General features: G+C 42.6%; 20 protein-coding genes. 1 reads left to right on the top strand and 19 read right to left on the bottom strand.

Going from position 1 to position 18,161, the window contains the following annotated elements; translation table 11 throughout:
- Nucleotides 1-36: 36 nt before the first annotated feature.
- From LP316_RS05505 to LP316_RS05420, 18 genes are all read right to left on the bottom strand, one after another.
- Nucleotides 37-1,080 (bottom strand): rod shape-determining protein, encoded by a 1,044-nt coding sequence (locus tag LP316_RS05505; RefSeq protein ID WP_193023155.1) that lies wholly within the window; start codon nt 1,078-1,080, stop codon nt 37-39.
- 222 nt (nt 1,081-1,302) lie between these two features.
- Nucleotides 1,303-1,776: a hypothetical protein gene (locus LP316_RS05500; protein WP_193023153.1), complete on the bottom strand. Its 474-nt coding sequence runs from the start codon at nt 1,774-1,776 to the stop codon at nt 1,303-1,305.
- Nucleotides 1,766-2,563 (bottom strand): prepilin-type N-terminal cleavage/methylation domain-containing protein, encoded by a 798-nt coding sequence (locus LP316_RS05495; RefSeq protein WP_193023151.1) that lies wholly within the window; start codon nt 2,561-2,563, stop codon nt 1,766-1,768. Before LP316_RS05495 ends, LP316_RS05500 begins: the two co-directional genes overlap by 11 nt.
- On the bottom strand, nt 2,563-3,120 hold the full coding sequence (locus LP316_RS05490) for a prepilin-type N-terminal cleavage/methylation domain-containing protein (RefSeq protein ID WP_193023149.1): 558 nt from the start codon (nt 3,118-3,120) through the stop codon (nt 2,563-2,565). The genes LP316_RS05495 and LP316_RS05490 overlap by 1 nt, the downstream gene beginning before the upstream one ends.
- Nucleotides 3,110-3,556 (bottom strand): prepilin-type N-terminal cleavage/methylation domain-containing protein, encoded by a 447-nt coding sequence (locus tag LP316_RS16125; protein WP_193023147.1) that lies wholly within the window; start codon nt 3,554-3,556, stop codon nt 3,110-3,112. Before LP316_RS16125 ends, LP316_RS05490 begins: the two co-directional genes overlap by 11 nt.
- Nucleotides 3,557-3,735: 179 nt before the next feature.
- Nucleotides 3,736-4,230 (bottom strand): prepilin-type N-terminal cleavage/methylation domain-containing protein, encoded by a 495-nt coding sequence (locus LP316_RS16120; protein WP_193023145.1) that lies wholly within the window; start codon nt 4,228-4,230, stop codon nt 3,736-3,738.
- Between the two features lie 63 nt (nt 4,231-4,293).
- A complete protein-coding gene (locus tag LP316_RS16115; RefSeq protein ID WP_193023143.1) occupies nt 4,294-4,788 on the bottom strand; it encodes a type II secretion system protein in 495 nt (164 codons plus the stop codon).
- A 32-nt stretch (nt 4,789-4,820) separates the two neighbouring features.
- On the bottom strand, nt 4,821-5,432 hold the full coding sequence (locus LP316_RS16110; RefSeq protein WP_193023141.1) for a type II secretion system protein: 612 nt from the start codon (nt 5,430-5,432) through the stop codon (nt 4,821-4,823).
- 110 nt (nt 5,433-5,542) lie between these two features.
- Entirely contained in the window at nt 5,543-6,046 is a 504-nt protein-coding gene (locus tag LP316_RS05465; RefSeq protein ID WP_193023139.1) for a hypothetical protein, read from the bottom strand.
- Between the two features lie 2 nt (nt 6,047-6,048).
- Entirely contained in the window at nt 6,049-7,278 is a 1,230-nt protein-coding gene (locus tag LP316_RS05460; protein WP_193023137.1) for a type II secretion system F family protein, read from the bottom strand.
- Nucleotides 7,279-7,281: 3 nt separating this feature from the next.
- Entirely contained in the window at nt 7,282-8,997 is a 1,716-nt protein-coding gene (locus tag LP316_RS05455) for a GspE/PulE family protein (RefSeq protein WP_193023135.1), read from the bottom strand.
- Between the two features lies 1 nt (nt 8,998).
- Nucleotides 8,999-10,141, bottom strand: coding sequence for a tetratricopeptide repeat protein (locus tag LP316_RS05450; RefSeq protein WP_193023133.1), 1,143 nt, complete (start codon nt 10,139-10,141; stop codon nt 8,999-9,001).
- On the bottom strand, nt 10,142-11,047 hold the full coding sequence (locus LP316_RS05445; RefSeq protein ID WP_193023131.1) for an ExeA family protein: 906 nt from the start codon (nt 11,045-11,047) through the stop codon (nt 10,142-10,144).
- 21 nt (nt 11,048-11,068) lie between these two features.
- A complete protein-coding gene (gene mshL / locus LP316_RS05440; protein WP_193023129.1) occupies nt 11,069-12,724 on the bottom strand; it encodes a pilus (MSHA type) biogenesis protein MshL in 1,656 nt (551 codons plus the stop codon).
- The gene (locus tag LP316_RS05435; protein WP_193023127.1) at nt 12,724-13,035 is read right to left on the bottom strand and encodes a hypothetical protein; all 312 of its coding nucleotides are present in this window, start codon (nt 13,033-13,035) and stop codon (nt 12,724-12,726) included. Before LP316_RS05435 ends, mshL begins: the two co-directional genes overlap by 1 nt.
- Nucleotides 13,028-13,702, bottom strand: coding sequence for a hypothetical protein (locus LP316_RS05430; RefSeq protein WP_193023125.1), 675 nt, complete (start codon nt 13,700-13,702; stop codon nt 13,028-13,030). The genes LP316_RS05435 and LP316_RS05430 overlap by 8 nt, the downstream gene beginning before the upstream one ends.
- Complete coding sequence (locus LP316_RS05425; protein ID WP_193023123.1) at nt 13,699-14,319, bottom strand: PilN domain-containing protein; 621 nt, start codon at nt 14,317-14,319, stop codon at nt 13,699-13,701. Before LP316_RS05425 ends, LP316_RS05430 begins: the two co-directional genes overlap by 4 nt.
- On the bottom strand, nt 14,316-15,215 hold the full coding sequence (locus LP316_RS05420) for a hypothetical protein (protein WP_193023121.1): 900 nt from the start codon (nt 15,213-15,215) through the stop codon (nt 14,316-14,318). The genes LP316_RS05425 and LP316_RS05420 overlap by 4 nt, the downstream gene beginning before the upstream one ends.
- 145 nt (nt 15,216-15,360) lie before the next feature.
- On the opposite strand from LP316_RS05420, the gene LP316_RS05415 reads away from it, so the two are divergent.
- On the top strand, nt 15,361-16,296 hold the full coding sequence (locus tag LP316_RS05415) for a 1-aminocyclopropane-1-carboxylate deaminase/D-cysteine desulfhydrase (RefSeq protein WP_193023119.1): 936 nt from the start codon (nt 15,361-15,363) through the stop codon (nt 16,294-16,296).
- Here the strand turns inward: LP316_RS05415 and LP316_RS05410 are convergent.
- A complete protein-coding gene (locus LP316_RS05410) occupies nt 16,262-18,121 on the bottom strand; it encodes an EAL domain-containing protein (RefSeq protein WP_193023117.1) in 1,860 nt (619 codons plus the stop codon). The two genes, LP316_RS05415 and LP316_RS05410, sit on opposite strands and share 35 nt — an antisense overlap.
- Nucleotides 18,122-18,161: the final 40 nt, after the last annotated feature.

Here is an 18,161-nt window from a genome sequence, read left to right as displayed (position 1 = left end):
CTCAACCAACCTAGTTCACTAGGTTGGCTAAAGAGCTTATTCGTATGAGAATAGATCGCCACCGTGCATATCGATCATTTCAATGGCCTTACCACCACCACGCGCTACACAAGTTAGCGGATCATCGGCAACAACAACCGGAATACCCGTCTCTTCCATTAATAATCGATCGAGATCTTTAAGTAAGGCACCACCACCGGTTAATACCATACCACGCTCTGAAATATCAGAGGCAAGCTCTGGCGGTGATTGCTCTAGTGCCACCATGATTGCACTGACAATTCCTGTTAACGGCTCTTGCAATGCTTCTAAAATTTCATTGCTGTTTAACGTAAAGCTACGTGGCACACCCTCTGCTAGGTTGCGACCGCGTACCTCAATTTCAACCAATTCTTCACCAGGGTAAGCTGAGCCAATTTCATGCTTGATGCGCTCTGCTGTTGCTTCACCAATTAAGCTACCAAAGTTACGACGCACGTAATTGATGATAGCTTCGTCAAATTTGTCACCGCCAATGCGCACTGAAGAAGAATAAACGACACCGTTAAGTGAAATAATGCCAACTTCTGTTGTACCACCACCGATATCAACGACCATTGAACCTGTTGCTTCAGATACCGGTAGGCCCGCACCGATTGCGGCTGCCATAGGTTCATCAATCAAGTAAACCTCACGAGCGCCAGCCCCTAGTGCTGATTCGCGAATGGCTCGGCGTTCAACTTGTGTTGAGCCACAAGGTACACAAACCAAAACGCGCGGACTTGGACGTAGGAAATTATTGCTGTGTACTTGCTTGATAAAGTACTGAAGCATTTTTTCAGTGACGAAGAAGTTAGCAATTACCCCGTCTTTCATCGGGCGAATCGCTTCAATATTACCCGGCGTTCTACCTAACATTTGTTTTGCTGCAGTACCGACCGCTGCAACACTTTTAGAACCACCTGCGCGATCTTGACGAATTGCGACAACCGACGGCTCATTCAAGACAATCCCTTGATCTTTTACATAGATAAGGGTGTTAGCTGTTCCCAAGTCAATTGATAAGTCATTAGAGAACATGCCACGTAATTTTTTGAACATATTTTATTAACCTTTTACATGCTGATTTATCAACGTTTACGTTGCTATCAACAGCTATAAATACTTTTGCGAAATTATCCGACATCATACCCCACCTTGGCAAAGATGTGGCATGTAAAATTAAAAAAAACGCAAAAAAATTCAAGAAAAATAGCAAAGTTGCTGCTAGGGCATGATGTTTTTATCAGATACCAATTAATGAACGACTTTTACTCGATAAAATTAAAGGCTTCTCGCTTCTATAATAACAGTTCTAGAGGTACTATCAGCACCGAGATCACAGGTCGCCGTACTGGCAATTTGGTAATAAGTTACATTATCGTGATGAAAATCTTCGCAACTAACAGCAACGTTGCAACGGTTCTTATTGTGGTCAACCACCAGTTGAAAGGTTTGATTGGATGTTGATGAGGGCGCAGTGAGCAAATCAGACCCATCACACATTTTCGCTTGACCGTTGTTAACACCGTCGTCGAGTGGAAAAATTTCAAGTAATTTTCGTTGCGCACCTGAGTTTGCCGCAAGGTAAGCCCGAGTGCCTGAAACCTCATACGCGACTGTTTGGCCACTGGTGGCTAAAATATTGACCATTGCCGCACCAATTAACAACATGACCACCATAATGAAAATGGCGATCACCAACATGCTACCCGATTGATGTTTTGGCCCGATGGGCAATGTGCGATTACGGAACATTAGGCACCTGAATTTCATTGTTAAAACTGATGGTTTCATCATTAGCAGCAAAGCTGATATTAATTAACACAATCGCATTACGCAGCCGTGTTGCCTCAGCATATCTAAACGGAATACTGCCACTAATATCAAGAGACTGTGCCATTAATACACCGGTACTATTCGGCACGCCATTACTATAGCCGTTGTAGTTTTGATAGCGATATAACTTGCCATTTTCACCCGACACATCGGCATCAATACAGTAACTTATTGGTGATTGAACAAAGTAAAGACGCGAAGTTGGCGAATGGGCTGGAAACTGCTTATTTGCGCTTAGCGTAAGTGTCCACTCGTTACCCGTTTGATCCAAGCTATTGATGGCAGCGCGTTTGTCGTTGTTATCATAAACATCACTTGGAGATAACGGATAAACAATAACCTCGAGATCATCGTTATACAAGTTCGCGCCATCACTAAAGAAGCGGATAAATTTTATTTCATCAGTTTGTGGGTCAGGCGCTACGCTAAGCTGGGTATAGACCGCACTTAATGGCGCAGGCGTAAACTCAAGGCAGCGATCGTTATTAAGCGTGCGAATACTATTAGGCAATGCCCCTCTGATCTCGCGATTGAGACGTTCGATGGAAAAGCGAGCACTGGCAATCAATTCATCTCGCGTGGTTACGTCGACGTAAATTTGCGTTGTCACACCGATAAAGCCCGAAATACCGACTGACAAAACCCCAAGCAACACCAATACGGTAACAAGCTCGATTAAGGTAAATCCCTTCGCTAAGATACGCATTAGTAATTGGTCCTATAACCTGAAAAGCTAATAACTTGGTTACTAGGCGTAGTAATTTCTACCGTCACTAACTTGGCCAATTGGTTGCTACTGCCACTTTCGAGATAATCATCAACCCCATTGAAATCGCCATCGTAAACCACCGAAACATCAACGACAAATCCGAGATAGTAATCACCGAGGTTTTCACCCAATGCGTTTTGAATATTTTCACCTGCAAGCTGAGTGATCTCATCATAATCATCAACGTCGTTATAGTTATTGCGACTCTCACCGGCTTCAGGGCCCAGCGTTAAACTACAATTGGGCTGTCCGTTGTCATTGCAGCGATAGATCCCACCAGAAACACCAGGCTGCTCATCGTAGGCTTTACCTAATATTTCTGTTAGCAATGACTGCCCTAATTCTGCGGCTTTTATTTGTTGGACTTGATCTGCACTTTGCTCGGTAGCTGGCAGTACTAAGGTCGAAATAATCGAAAATGACAACGAGATAACAACAATCCCGATAATAATTTCTACTAGCGTAAAACCGCGCTCGCGTTTGCTATATCGCATGGATGTATCCTTGTGATTCGATTTGAATAACCAAATCATCAACACCATCGATGGTAATTAAGCAACCACCTGAGCAGTCGCCCTGTGGTACGCCAAAATTATTGAATAAAATAGTGCCGTCACCGCCATTTAAGTTAAAGCTAACATCATCGTTTGGCTCAATAGCGACAACTAAAGGGTTGATATTACATGGGGCCGTGTCATCACTGGCAATTTGACTACTTGTTACATTCACCGCATGACAACCAAAGTTCGTGCTTGTTTGTTGCATCGCCCGTAATTGAACAGCGCGAATTAGCGCAATGGATTGGGCGCGATAGCTATGCTCTTGATAACTTTCAGACGAGCTAAACCGCGGCGCGACGACCACCGCCAAGATACCTAAGATAATAATGGTAATAATCAGCTCGATGAGCGTGAAACCTCGTTGTTTCATAATTAGTTGTAACAACCTATAACTCTATGCGTTATCAATAAGTTTTGCTTACCTACATGAATAGTAACGCTTTTTAGTTAAACTTGCTCATTTAAAAACGCAGATAGATATAAATATTTTTTTACCGACAATAAAAAAGGAGACAATGTCTCCTCTTACCATGCAATACTCGCTATTGACTAGCAAGGATTTGACTTGATTTCAGGGCTACCACCTTCTTGCGCAGCTTCACTGTAAGCGGCAATACACGGCACTAAAAAGGTATTTAAGTTACCGTAAACCGCTGGCTCATAGAGACCTTTGGGAAAGATAAAAACCGTAACATTATTGGAGTTTAGTACCACATCATAGTCGTCAGATATTTGCAATAATTCATCGCGAATAACGGCAAGCGCTGCGGCATCATTAGAGCGTGGATAACCATACCGGGTAGTCACCGTGACACCATTAACCTCGACACTGCTATCTGCTAGTTTTTCAGTATTTTCAATCAATGACTTGCTGTATGTCATCGCCGCCATTGACTCTAACGCACCTTTTGCCGCTTCCACTGTCGCTGTTCTTGCATCATCTTGTAAGTCGATAAATTTAGGCGCTGCGGTCGCCGCTAAAATACCTAAAATAACGATAACAACGACTAGCTCAATCAGGGTAAAACCGTTTTGTTTTTTCATCACAACTATCTACTGCATAAATCAAAAGAGGAGCGCAAACTCCTCGTTGATAATTATTTTAAATTAGCACTCATCAAGGCTGATAACTGGACGTTCAACAACTACAGGGCTACCTGATGCTGTAGCTTGCGTATATAGCACAAAGCATTCAGAAGGATCACCTGATGATGGTGCACTGCCAGCCGGTACAACATAAATACCATTGCCACCGTCAGCTAATAACACTTCAAACTCTGCTGTATCAATATCTAATAATTGATCTGTCCAATCGGCCACAACTGAATCACGAGGATAACCATAAACAATATTGAGTGTTGCTGAATTAACGGTTACTGTGCCAGTTGCAGCTTTCTCATTACCTGCAATCAATGATTTAGACTGTACTAAGGTAGCAGCACTTTCCATTGACCCTTTAATCGCTTGCAAGGTTGCTGTTTTAGCATCGTCTTGTAAATCGATAAATTTTGGCGCGGCTGTTGCTGCTAAAATACCAAGAATTACGATAACGACCACAAGTTCAATCAGGGTAAAACCTGCTTGGCGTTGAATATTTTTCATCTTTTATATCCTTTTTTTGGAAATTTTAATCATTATTGTTGGTTAATATGGATCACAACAGTGTTCGTTGCTGGTGCATAAGTAAAGCTGTTGCCCACCGAGGTACTATTACTTGGGTTTTCCCATTGGCCATTACTGTCTCGATTCAAGCTTTCTTTTAAATAATAGTGACAAGTCGAGGTTTGTGAAGTACCGCTTTTACTAACGAAGTAGTTAATCGAGCTGTCGTTATTCAAGGTGTTAATATCAGTTGTTACACCAGGAGGCTGTTGCAAAATATTTAACCAAATTTCTTCACAGTTGTTTGCATCAAAACCGCCGCCTAAAGTTGCACCATCGGTTAAACCTGTTACATAGCCAGGGCGAATACCATTAGCTTGATTCTCAGTAGTTAATACCAAAGGAATACCGTCATAGGTTACGCCGTTTTGACCGCTCGAATTTTGTGGACGACCTTCCGCTTCCCATTGTGCGCGAACAAGCGAAACACCCGTTGCGAAGCCACCCGCCATACCTTCAATATTAGCTTGCTTAGCTTGGTCGGTTAAGTCGATAAATTTAGGGATCGCAGTCACAGCCAAAAAGCCTAGGATAACAACGACAACTACTAACTCGATGAGGGTAAAACCACTTTGTTTTCTCATAACTACCTCTAATCAATAATAATAATTACATTCTAGCAACTTAATATTAGATAAGTCACTTATAAATTAACCAAGTTACAACTTATTACAACTGTTTTAAGCAAGGTTAACTAGCTCGAATTCTTTACGGTAACCACCTGGCCAGTTTTCGGTGAATACTCTAAATAACTGCCTGTCGATAACGCGTAACGGCACACTTGCTCATTTTCATCATGTCGATTGAGCACGATCACGGCGATCGTTTCATTCATAAAATTGAGCGGGGTATCCATTGCCTGCTGCCAAATATCAAAACAATCTAGTTGTCGACTGCGACTGGCTATCCACCCTTTGTTATTGACATGAATTAACTCAATGATGTCGTTGCCATCAACATCTTTGGTTCTCAGCCTAACAATCGAGGGTTGATCATCCATTAACCACTGGCCGTGCACTAAATTAACCTTACTCGAGAAGGTATTGGCCATTCGCTTGAGCCCTGCGTGATTAAAGTCGTCTTCGTTTTTGCCAAAATACTTAATAAAACTTGCAACAAGTATACCGATAACCGCAATAATGAGCATGAACTCACTCAGCCACGTTTCTTTTTTTTGGGTTGCAAGTTCACCAGCCATCATTAACGACCTTGGAAAGCCGACATCATATCCCACATCGGTGTAAAAATACCTAGGGCTAAAATAAGTACCATACCAGCAACAATACCAATCATAATCGGCTCAATACGTGCGGTTAACATACTTAAATCGTAATCAACTTCTCGCTCGTAATAGTCACCCACTTCGGCAAGTAACTCATCTATTCGCCCCGTTTCTTCACCAACCGCTATCATCTGCAACACTAACGGCGTAAATAATTGACTCGTTGCTGCCGAACGCAACAAACTTTCACCACTTTCAATGGCTGAGCGCATCGCTAATATCTTTTCTCTCATAAAGGCATTGTCAACGGCATCAGCAACCAGTGATAAGCCCGTGGTCATTGGTACGCCTGCATTTAAGACAATGGCGAAGCTATGGGAGAAGCGCGATAAAATAGAGCGCTCGATAATATCTCCGGCAATGGGCATTTTAGTTTTTCGCTTGTCCCATGCATAACGTCCCTGCTTGGTTTTTAGGTAATTGCGCATACCAAAAAAGCCTGCCACCAAAACAAATAACATATGAGGCCAATAGTTTAAGAAAAAGTTTGAGCTTGTAATTAACGCTTTGGTTGCCCAAGGTAGCTCAGCGCCAAGCTTTGTAAACATGTTGGCGAAGGTTGGGATCACGAAAATATTTAAAATCACCAAGGCAATCGCGATCGCGGCTAACACGAAAGATGGATAGCGAATGGCTGTTTTAATCCGCTTTTTGGTTTCTTGCTCACGTTCGAAATAACTAGCAAGTTGCATGAAAGACTCGTCTAATTTACCCGTATTTTCACCAACGTGAATTAATGCGACAAACAACGATGAAAAAAATCGAGGATGTTTGTTTAACGCTGATGATAAGGCATAGCCATTTTCTAGCTCTTTTGCTACCTCTTTTAAGACGTCGCGCAGTTTATCCGAGGTCGCTGACTCGCTTAGCCCATTAATAGCGCGTAAGATAGGTACACCGGATTTCATCAAGGCATACATTTGCCGACAAAAGACGATGAGCTCGTCTAAAGAGACCGGATCAAAACCAAGTAAATCGCCAATATCAATATTAGCCGATGCTGCCGCTTGCGCTTTTTCATTGATCGCGATTGGCGTAATGCGCTGACGAGACAATTGTTCAGCGGCGGCACCAGCATTGGCAGCATCAATGACGCCTTTAACCTGAGCGCCACTGCCATCTCGACCTATGTATTCATATGCTGCCATCTACTAACCTGCCACCTCTACGGTTTCTACTAAGCGTAGCACTTCTTCAACACTTGTAATACCTTGTACTGCATAATCAAAAGCGGCTAAAGCTAACGGTTTGAACGTTGGATTTTTCTTTGCTAGCTCAGTAAAAGCTTCCGCGTCGTCGCGCTTTAAGGCTGCCATCATCGGCTCATTCATTTCAAGTAATTCAAAGACACCGATTCGGCCGCGATAACCGGTATATTGGCAGGTTTGACAACCGTGTCCCTTCTTAAAAGTCATGCTATCAACATCATTGCCAACGAGGTTTTTCAACCAAAATAACTCTTGAGGCTCTGGTTTGTGATCGGCGCTACAGCTATCACACACGCGGCGAACTAGACGTTGAGCAATAACGGCTCGCAGTGAACTACCGACTAAGAAGCCCGCAGCCCCCATATCGATTAAACGCAAGGCACTGGTGATGGCATCATTGGTATGCAAAGTTGATAACACTAAGTGACCGGTGATCGCGCCTCGAAGACCAATTTCAACGGTTTCATGGTCACGCATCTCACCCACCATGATGATATCGGGATCTTGACGTAACGCGGTGCGTAAAACATCAGAAAAATTTAAATTAATTTTTGAATTAACCTGTACCTGATTGACCCGAGGTAAGCGATATTCCACCGGATCTTCAACAGTAATAATTTTTTTAGTAGATTGGTTTAGCTCACTGAGTGCGGCGTAAAGTGTGGTTGTTTTACCGCTACCCGTTGGCCCTGTTACCAAGACCATTCCGTGTGGACGAGTAATTTGATGGCGCAAGCGCTCAACTAAATCTTTTGGCATACCCGTTTCATCAAACGACAGCAAACCAGCACTTTGATCAAGTAAACGCATAACCACCGATTCACCGTACTGCACTGGCATAGTCGACATCCGCACATCAACACTGTGGCCTTTAATTTGCAAATTAAAACGACCATCTTGCGGCAAACGCTTTTCAGAAATATCTAAGCCCGCCATGAGTTTTAAGCGCAAAGCAACGGCTGAGGCAATCTTGTTTTCTTTTAAGACATTTTCTTGTAATACGCCATCGATACGTTGACGAATTCGCAAACTCTTTTCATCAGGCTCAATATGAATATCAGAAGCTCGCATTTGTACGGCATCTTCAAATACCGATTGTAAGAGTTTGCCAACGGTTGCATCACCGCCATCGTCTAAAAAGTTACTTCCTAAATCAAAATCTGTTGTTTGGGTATACTCTTCTTCGAGCTGACTAGCAAACGACTCTATATCTGCCGTTCTACGATAAAGAGAATCAAAGGCATCATAAAGCTGTGACTCCATGACTACCGCCAACTCGATACGTTTTGGTGACAATAACTGTTCTAACTGATCTAAGCCATTTAAGTCAGCGGGATCACTCATACCGATAACAACGCTAGCACCTTTATCTTCGATAATAATTGCCCTTAAACGCCGTGCATGTACTTCCGGTAAAAGTTTAGCAACCTCGTTGGGAATGCGGCGCTGACTGATATCTAAGAACGGAACATCTAATTGTTGCGCCAAAAATTCAAGCAGTTGACGTTCACCGATGTAACCAAGCTCGATCAGGGTATCACCTAACTTACGGCCAGTAGATTTTTGGCTGTTTAATGCCTGCATAAGCTGCTCGTTAGTAATGATATGTTCATGTACTAACAAATCGCCCAAGCGCATTTTTAGTTTTGGTGCCGCCATATTATTCTCCTAATTCTTGTAATCGTTGACGCGCAAATGCCATGGAAGAGTCAGAAATTCCCGATAAAGATATTGCGTTTTTATAGGCATCTTTTGCTAGGTCAAAGGTCGCATTGGTGTCGTAAGCAATGGCTAAGCCTAACCACCAACGACCATCGTGTGGCTGCAGTCGGGTTAACTGCTGATAAGCCTCGATAGCTTGCTGATACTGTTGAAGCTCTTGCGCAGTGCTAGCGATCATTGCTTGGTACTCAACACTATTAACATCTTTTAACGTCAGTAATTCCGAGAGCGCGTTGCTAGCTTGACCCATAGTTAAGTATATACGGGCTTTCATTAAGCGAAACTCGCTGTTGTTATAATCGATCGCACTGCCTTGATGTAATAAATTTAAGGCCGCTTGATAAGCTTTGCGGCCATACCAAAGGGCAGCCAGTTGTTTTCGCACCTCAGCTTGATCTTGATCGAGTATCAGGGCTTCCTCATAAAAGCCTTCCGCTTTCGCTAATTCATTATTAGCAATCGCTTTTTCTGCTTGCGCCAATTTTCGCTCGAGTAATTGTTCGCTAGTGAGTTTTTTGCGCGCAACGGTTAATGACGGAGGCTGACTAGGCTCGGCTTGTTTAACTATGGCAGGCTGATACTCGCGCTCGGGTAAGGTTTCTTCGGGTAATTGCGCTTGTTGTACCGCTGGCTCACTTGCAGCCGCATTAACTTGCGGCGTTGCAATTTGCTCAGGCGCGTTTTTTTGATTGGCTAAATGAGCAGCTTTTATCGTTTTTGGCTGCTCAGCAATAGTTATGTGGCTTTCGCTATTAACTTCTTGCTGACTATTGGGCTCGACGATAGTTTGTGAGTTATGAGCGTTTGATGTACTTGAATGGCTACGCGGTTGTGGCTGCTCAGCACGATTTGCTAACACCTGCTGTTGTTCAGATGCATTAGCCTTTAACGCTTTGTTTTCTTGATAAAGTTGATAAATAAACCAACCCACGGCGTTAAGTAACAACAAAGTAATGACAACAAAAACTAAGCTAACTGGCTTTTTCGCGGGTGTTATCGGCACTTGATGACCTTGAGCTGGGGAGAGCTGCTCAGGCTTGCGCTCATCTAAATCCTTTAACATTTGATTGATAACACTCAACTAGATTACTCCTAAAAATGGCCAAACACCGGCACTAACGGCGAGCATCAAAACGACCACTGAAAAATGTACGCCGTAGCGAGACCAAATGCTTAATTTGGCATCTTCAGTATCTTTTACCGCCAACGCCAAATGCTTGTTAGTGATAACATGTTTGCCCTCGCCGTAGGCAAGCATCAACATTTTATGACACAAAATATTGACCAAGCGGGGAATACCCTTACTTGCTTTAGTCAACTTTTTAACGAGTCGACGCTGGAACAGTTGTGGCCCTTTATAGCCGGCAATTTGCATCCTGTGTTGCACATAGTGCTCTACTTCTTCAACATTCATCGCCCTTAGCTGATAAGAGAACGTAATGCGCTGACGCAATTGTCTAAATTGAGTAGTGGCCAAGCGCTGATCTAACTCCGGCTGGGCAAATAAAACGACTTGCAACAGTTTACGTGATTCTGTTTCTAAGTTGGTAAACAGGCGAAGCGCTTCTAGGCTGTCTTCTGGTAGGGCCTGCGCTTCATCTAAAATGAGCACCACTGAATGGCCTTGTTGGTGCAGGGCTAATAGACGCTCTTGAATGCGTTGCGTTAATAATTGTGCATTCATTCGCTGTGCTTGTTTAACGCCTAGCTCACTAGCAACCGCACGTCGCAACTCGTCGGGATTTAAATAAGGGTTGGGAATATATGCGGTAACAAAATGCTCAGGGATTTCATTGAGTAATTTCCGACATAACAAGGTTTTGCCAGTACCTACTTCACCAACCACTTTAATAAAGCCTTCACCCGTTTTTAGCGCCGTTAACAACACAGCAAAAGCCTCGTGATGAGGCTTTAATCCGAGATAAAAACTAGTGTTTGGTGTTAACGTAAAGGGTAATTGCGTTAAACCAAAGTGGTACAAGTACATAAGCTTGCCTTACGTTAGCAATTACTCACTATCAGGGAACCACTGCTTTAAAAGCTGACGAGCATCTTTAAGCTGATCAGTCCAAGTTTCTTGACCAATCACCGTCGGCTTTAACATGATAACCAATTCGCTTTTGCGTGTTGTTTGGGTTTTACTCTTAAAAGCTTCGCCTAATAATGGAATATCACCTAACAAAGGTGTTTTAGACTCTAAATCAATTTTTCGCGTTTCAATTAAACCGCCAATAACAACAATTTCACCTGAGCGCGCACGAATAATCGTATCTGATTCACGCACACTGCTTTGTGCTAGCGGTAAAATAATATCTTCGTCGCTGATGCGAATCGTTTTAACTTGCTCATCGGTGAGCGTAACCGACGGGTGAACGTGTAAAATAACTTCGCCATCTTGATTAATTTGCGGGGTAACGTCTAGGGCGATACCAGAGAAAAATGGTGTTAGATCAACCTCAGGTGTCGTTGTACTTGATACATTGGTAACAAAGTATTCATCTTCACCCACTTTAATCACGGCTTTTTGGTTGTTTGTTGCGGTAATTCTTGGGCTTGAAAGCACCTGCACATTACCTTGGGTTTGCAATAACTCAATAACTCCAGAGAAGTCAGGGTTTGTAATACCAATCGACGTTGTACCACCAATCGCGCCAGAAATCACATTGCCAACTACGTTGCCCGTGGTTGAGAATGAGAAGTCAGTAGAGCCAATATGACCAAAAATATTATCCCATTTCACGCCTTGCTGAAAATCGTCATTAAGTGTCACTTCTAATATTTTTGCTTCAATAATCACCTGACGACGCAAGTGGTTTTGTGAATCTTCAATAAAGCGTTTAACCGCCTTAATTTCTTCAGGGTATGCTCTCACCGTAATCAAGCCTGCTTGCGGAGAAACAATCACTGAGCGACCATCTTCTTCGCCAACAAGTGTTAATAAGGTATCTTTTAACTCTGTCCAAAAGTCTGATTCATTCTCGGTGTAAATATTGATACCGCTTGAAGAATTATTGTTATTCGAGCCATAACCCGAGTTATTATTGCGGTTATTGTTATTGCGGCCTGTATTGTTATTGTTGTTCGCATTGTTATTGTTGTTGCCGGTATTCGGATCATTTTCCGAAACACCGCCTGAGTTTATACTGGTGCTCGACAAGCCAAAACGCTTAACAAACAGATAATCTAATGGGAAAGTTTCTGTCCGCATGCCAGCCGGATATACCTGAATCACGTTACCACTTGTGCGAATATCATAACCGTAGAGCTCTTTCACGACATCGATGGTCTCTTCCATGGTGACATCTTGCAGGTTTAACGTAATAGTTCCTTCAACGTCAGGATGAACGGCGACACTATAAGGTGAGTCTTCAACTAAAGCGGCGAAAAAGTGTTTCGCATCGACCCCACTGGCCGCGATTTCTAAACGCTTTTCAGCTAGTAAACCTTGTCTAGCTTGTTGCATACTTTGTTGCATTAAGTCTTGGCGAACCGCACTTGGCACTGACGTTAGCGCTTTGGGTGCTTGACTTAATTTTTCTTGTGCTATCGCTTCATCTAGTGCGTTGTTGACGTCGGTTGGCGCATCTGGCACGGTTTGACAGCCCGCTAACACTAGCGCACAAAAATAATAGTGGATACCTGACTTCTTTATTATTTCATTCATTATTTTTTAACCGATTCTGCAAACAATTTAAGGGTCATTTGACCATCTGAAGATGCTAATTTAACAAGTTTCTTTTCTACACTGATAACTCGGTACTGGCCAATAGTATCTCCTTTTTGAACCAGCTTTCCGCTGACAATCGCTTTATTTACTCCACCTATCGTCATAATAGACTGTAAAACCATTGACTGCTGAGATGAGGTAGTACTCGACTGCTTTGCCCCAGATAGAGGTTTAGTTGGATCAACGGATGCTAAAGCAGCAAAGTTCCAACTGAAAAGTAACGCGATGGCAACTGTGGTTTTAAACACCTAAAAACTCCTTTTGCGTACTCAAACTATATAAGGTTACTGCTAACTCACCGTTTGGATACTCGACCAGTTGATAGTCAAAACTTTGCCAAAAAAACTTCCATTTCAATGACTCAAGCTCTTGTAAATAGTCGCGTAAAACAAAGTACTTACCTTTCAATCTCAGCGAAATTTCATGCTTGTATAAGCCTGAGTGTTGGCTTGTTGTTGACTGTTCTGATTCATTAGTGATTTGGGTTAACACGAGGGGCTGTGCCGGCTTTACTTCGAAAGATAGCAGTGACACGCCACGGTGCATATTTAAGAGGGAAACTAGCGCCGAGCGCATCGCCACAGGGTCAATTAACTCGGAAGTTAACGCGAGTAATTGCTCATCAACCGCCGCGATATTTTGCTCATATTGGGCAATTTCACGCTTAACCGTAAGGTTTGGATCTTGGGCGAGTTTCAGCTCCATGTCATTAATCAAGGATCTTGAGTTGCCATTAGCTTGTTTGAGTTTCGATATTTGCTGCTTGTGTTTATTGACCTGTAATAAGGTTGGCTCAACAAATAGGGTAAAAGGCAAAAAGGTGACAATGACAAAGCCAACGGCCACGATCATATATTTTTCACGCGGTGTTATCGTTAAAAACTTTTCGCAGTATTGTTGCCAGCGTTGTATCATTTTAACTCTCCTGCTGACCCTATGGCACTTTCCACCGTTGAACTGACACTAAATTTGGTCAAGCGATTATCACTTTCAGCTAATTGGAAATGATTAAAATGTTGGCCGGATAACAGCTTTGAGTTTTCAAAACCTGATAACCATTGAGGCACGGCATCTGGTGATTTCGCTAAGCCACTAAAACTTATGTGATTCGTATTAAAAACCGCGCGTTCTAAGCTAATATCACGCGAATGAAAGTTAGCCAATTCAGTCATCGCTTGAGCAAAACCGACCACTTCTGTTTTTTGGCTGTCCGTTAATTGTGCCAATAACGCATTTTTATTGGTCATTACCAATTTTAACTGCTCTCTTTTAGCCAACAAATTACTACTGACTTTGTGCTTGGCTATTTGTGCTTGTAACGTTTCCATCGTTTGAGCAAGTTGGCGCTTTTCTTTCGTTAATTGTTTACTCTGAGCCTGCAGCTGCTGCGCTTGCCAGGAATAAAATACGCCTGTACTTAAGGTAGTCACCAGTACAACTAGCCAAGCAATTGCAGTATTTTGCAAGGTCAGTAAATGACGCTTCGGCAAGAGTTCTGGCTGTAATAAATTAATGGTGTTTTTTACCGTCATACCACTTCGTCCTGTACTTCTGGCTGCTCTGCCACTTCGTGCTCAGCAAATAGACCTAAGGTAACGGCATATTCACGGTAATTAACAAATGGCTCTGGTAAGGTAAATAACTCAACAGCGACATTGGTATTTTCAGAAAGCTTGCGAGCGATAAAACTCTCATTTTCGTTGGGAATTAACACCTTAATCGTTTTAATTGGCGCTTGCTTTAATTGGCGTTCGAAATAATCTGTCGAACGCTGGATTTCGAGGCTAATACTATCAATGATGCCAAATGCCAGTTCGTCTTGCGATTTTTGAGCAATCTCACTAAAACCTCTTAAGCGGCGATGGAAAAACATTTGTCCTTGTTTGACAATTAAAATCACCAACTCTTCATCTGGCTGCTGCACAAGCAATAAATGAGCGTCGTCTTGAGGCGGCAACAATTGTGCAAAGGCAAACTCCTCAGTACTGATGGCTGAAATAGTAATGTCTTCTTGATGAAGCTCATTAACATAGCTCGACAGTTCACTTTTAGCAGCCACAACGACATTTAATTTCGGCGCACTACCAATTAATTCCGGTCCGTCGAAATAGTCAACAATCATATCGTCGGGAGGAATATTAACCAGCTCTTTTACTTGCCATTTGAGCGCTTGATTGATTTCGTCTTCAGAAACATTTGGGCGCTCAATTTGCACCATGTGATACTGGCTAGGCGCGAGGATTAAACGACACTCACCCGATAGGCCAAGTGATGAGCTCAGCACATTTAGCGATTTGACGACATCATCACCAACCAACTTAAGTCTTTGAGCATCTTGGATATTTCTTTCAGCGATATGGCAATAGGCAACGCCTTTCTTGGTCAGACTAACACCTAACTGATGAGTCGACTGATTTTTACTAAACATTTGTCTGAACTTATTTTTATAGACATTGATTTGTTATAGTTATAAATATTATTATCGCATAGTATTCATTATCCCTCTTTCGCTTGTTCACGCAAGTTTTTTTAGCCTTAGAGGAGTAAAAAGATCAACTTTTTCATAGCCTTTAATGTCGACACCAAGCCCTATCACACAGTTATTTCACCCGCTATTCGAACGCGCTAATGTTAACGTATTTGTCAAACGCGATGATCTGATCCACCCGATTATCTCAGGTAATAAGTGGCGCAAATTAGCCGGCAACATAGCACGAGCAAAACAGCTAGATAAAACGGGGATTTTGAGCTTTGGCGGTGCCTATTCAAATCATTTGCACGCGCTAGCATTTGCCTGTAGCGAAAATAGTTTGAAATCAATTGGGATTATTAGAGGCGAGCCTCACTACCAAAACAATGCGACCTTAAAACAAGCCGCGCAATGGGGCATGCAGTGCCTTTTTGTCGACCGTCAGCAATACCGCTTGCGCCAACAAGCGAGCTACCTATCAAAACTTCAGGCTGAATACCCCGATTACTTAATCGTACCTGAAGGGGGAACTAATGAATTAGCGCTATCAGGCGTGGCTGAGGTTATCACTGAGCTTAACCAACAATTACCCTATCATACTATCATCACCCCTGTAGGGAGTGCTGGCACTATTTCAGGCTTGATTAAAGCCGATAACAATTATCACAATATCATCGGCATTTGCGTGTTAAAAGGCGCGCAGTATCTCAATCAAGCAATACAAACGCTATTGGCTGATCAAAACGAGCAATACACCAATTGGCACGTAATGCATCAATTTCATCGCGGTGGTTACGCAAAATTTTCAGCTGAAGATGCGCAACAGCTCGCAACACTTAACCGGCATTTTGGTGTGACTTTTGAGCCCGTTTATAGCGGTAAAATGCTATTAGCCTTTATGGCGATGGTCGAACAAGGGTATTTTGCAGCAGGTCAACGCATAGTGTTATTGCATACTGGTGGCTTACAGGGGATCAATGGCTTATTAGAACGAAAAAAACTCACTAGTGACCAATGGCCTTGGCAACTTGTGCAATAGGCTCGGTGAAGTAATGCCCTTGACCACCTTGAACACCGAGTTTTGTTAAGGTTCGCCACTCATTCTGATCTTCTACACCTAGTGCAAACATTTTCACCTTTAACGGCTCACATAAGATTTTCATACTTTGAACAAAGACCTGATTCTCAGGCTTTTGTTCGATATTCATCACAATTGAGCGGTGCAATTTGACGTAACGAATTGGCAGTTGTTTTAAATATTGAGCGCTGACCACATACTGACCAACTTTATCTGCCAGTAACTGAACCCCTAGCAAGGTCAGTTTGAATAAAATTGGTTTGAGTTCAGTCAAATGATTAACCAGTTGATACTCACTAATTTCAATGATCAATCGAGGCGCAATTTGCGGGTACTGTTTTAATTCGTAATGCAGCTTTTCAATAAAGCTTTTATCTAATAATGAATCTACGCTCAGGTTTAAACTGCAACAGTCTTGTTTGTCTTGCTCGTAGGTTAATAATTTACACACTTGTTTAAAGACAAGTAAATCGATCGGAGCTGACAAGCCACATTTTTTCGCCATCGGCAGAAATACGCGCGCGCTTATCAACTCGCCTTTTTCATCGCGTACCTTAGTGAGTACTTCGTGGTGGAGAATATTATCTGAAAAGCGCTCAATAACCGGCTGGAAAAAAATCACAAAACTGTTGTTGCGAATCGCATTTTCTAAGAAGGTGCGCCATTTTAAAGAGCCTTTTGCACTCTCGTGAGCAATTTCACCATCGTCGTACATAAACCACTGAGAAGGCCCTTGTAACTGTGCTGTTCTCAGCGCCATATCTGCTTCCGCCAATACCTGAAACGCTTTATCGCCAGATTTAAAGTAACTCATGCCAATATGGCAGAAGTCATCTTTATTAATGCCTACCGGTAAAACAATATTGAGTAGCCCCTTTAAAATTTGCTGAGCGAGCTTTTCCGCTTCTTTGACAAATACATGCGGCACTAGCAGTGCCAGTTCGTATTCCTGACAACGGGCTAGATAAAAGTTCGCTCGGTTTTCAAAGCGTTTCTCAATACTTTGGATAATCATCTCTACAACGTGAATAGCCTGCTCATGGCCATATAGTGAATGTATCGTGTCGCAGCCTTGGCATTGAATAATGTAAACAGCACCTCTCACATCCTCTTCTGCCATTAAGGCGCTCAAACGGCTATTAAAATAGGCTTTGTTGCCAATACCTGTTTCATCGTCGAGTAATGCGCTTTCTTTAATTGCTTTATCAAACAAGCTATCTTGATTTTGCGCGTGCAACATCGACTTTCTCAAATGGTTGATCGCATAACCGATCGGGTGCTCTGTAGTAACCGCAGGATAATTACCCTGAACGATCGCCGAATTCGCCCAGTGCTCAATCTCAGTGACATGTGCTAAAGCCTTGTCAATAAACTGATAACTTCGCTTGACGGTTATCAATAACAAAAGACCAAACCCCGAGGTCAATAACCAAAAGATTGGTGAGCTAACGACTTGAAACCAAACCGGCTTAGCAACAACTGATAACTGTGGTGCCAAAGTGATTTGTTTTAATACCCACTCGCTACCCGCAGTTTGTTCAAAGACAATGCGATCTTGGAGGATAACCTGGCTAATGACATTTTGACCTAGTACTTCATTGAGGCTATGCGTTTGATTTAATCGTTCGAGATCAGGCGCAATTGCCGCGATCAGAGAAAAACGTTGCTGCTGTTGAGTTGACACTTGCCAAGCAAAACTGGCCAGTGCTAAAAAATAACCGGCAATCAAAAACACACCCAGCAGGTGATAAACTTTTTTATGTGTTTTTTTGACTAAGCGTGTCATGCCGCACCAGTTTTTAAAAAGGGAGTTTATTAATTGTAGC

Origin of the sequence: Thalassotalea sp. LPB0316, assembly GCF_014898095.1 — a bacterium.
Taxonomy (GTDB): domain Bacteria; phylum Pseudomonadota; class Gammaproteobacteria; order Enterobacterales; family Alteromonadaceae; genus Thalassotalea_G.
The sequence above is the reverse complement of the archived record's forward strand: the minus strand, read 5'-3'. Positions and strand labels throughout refer to the sequence as shown.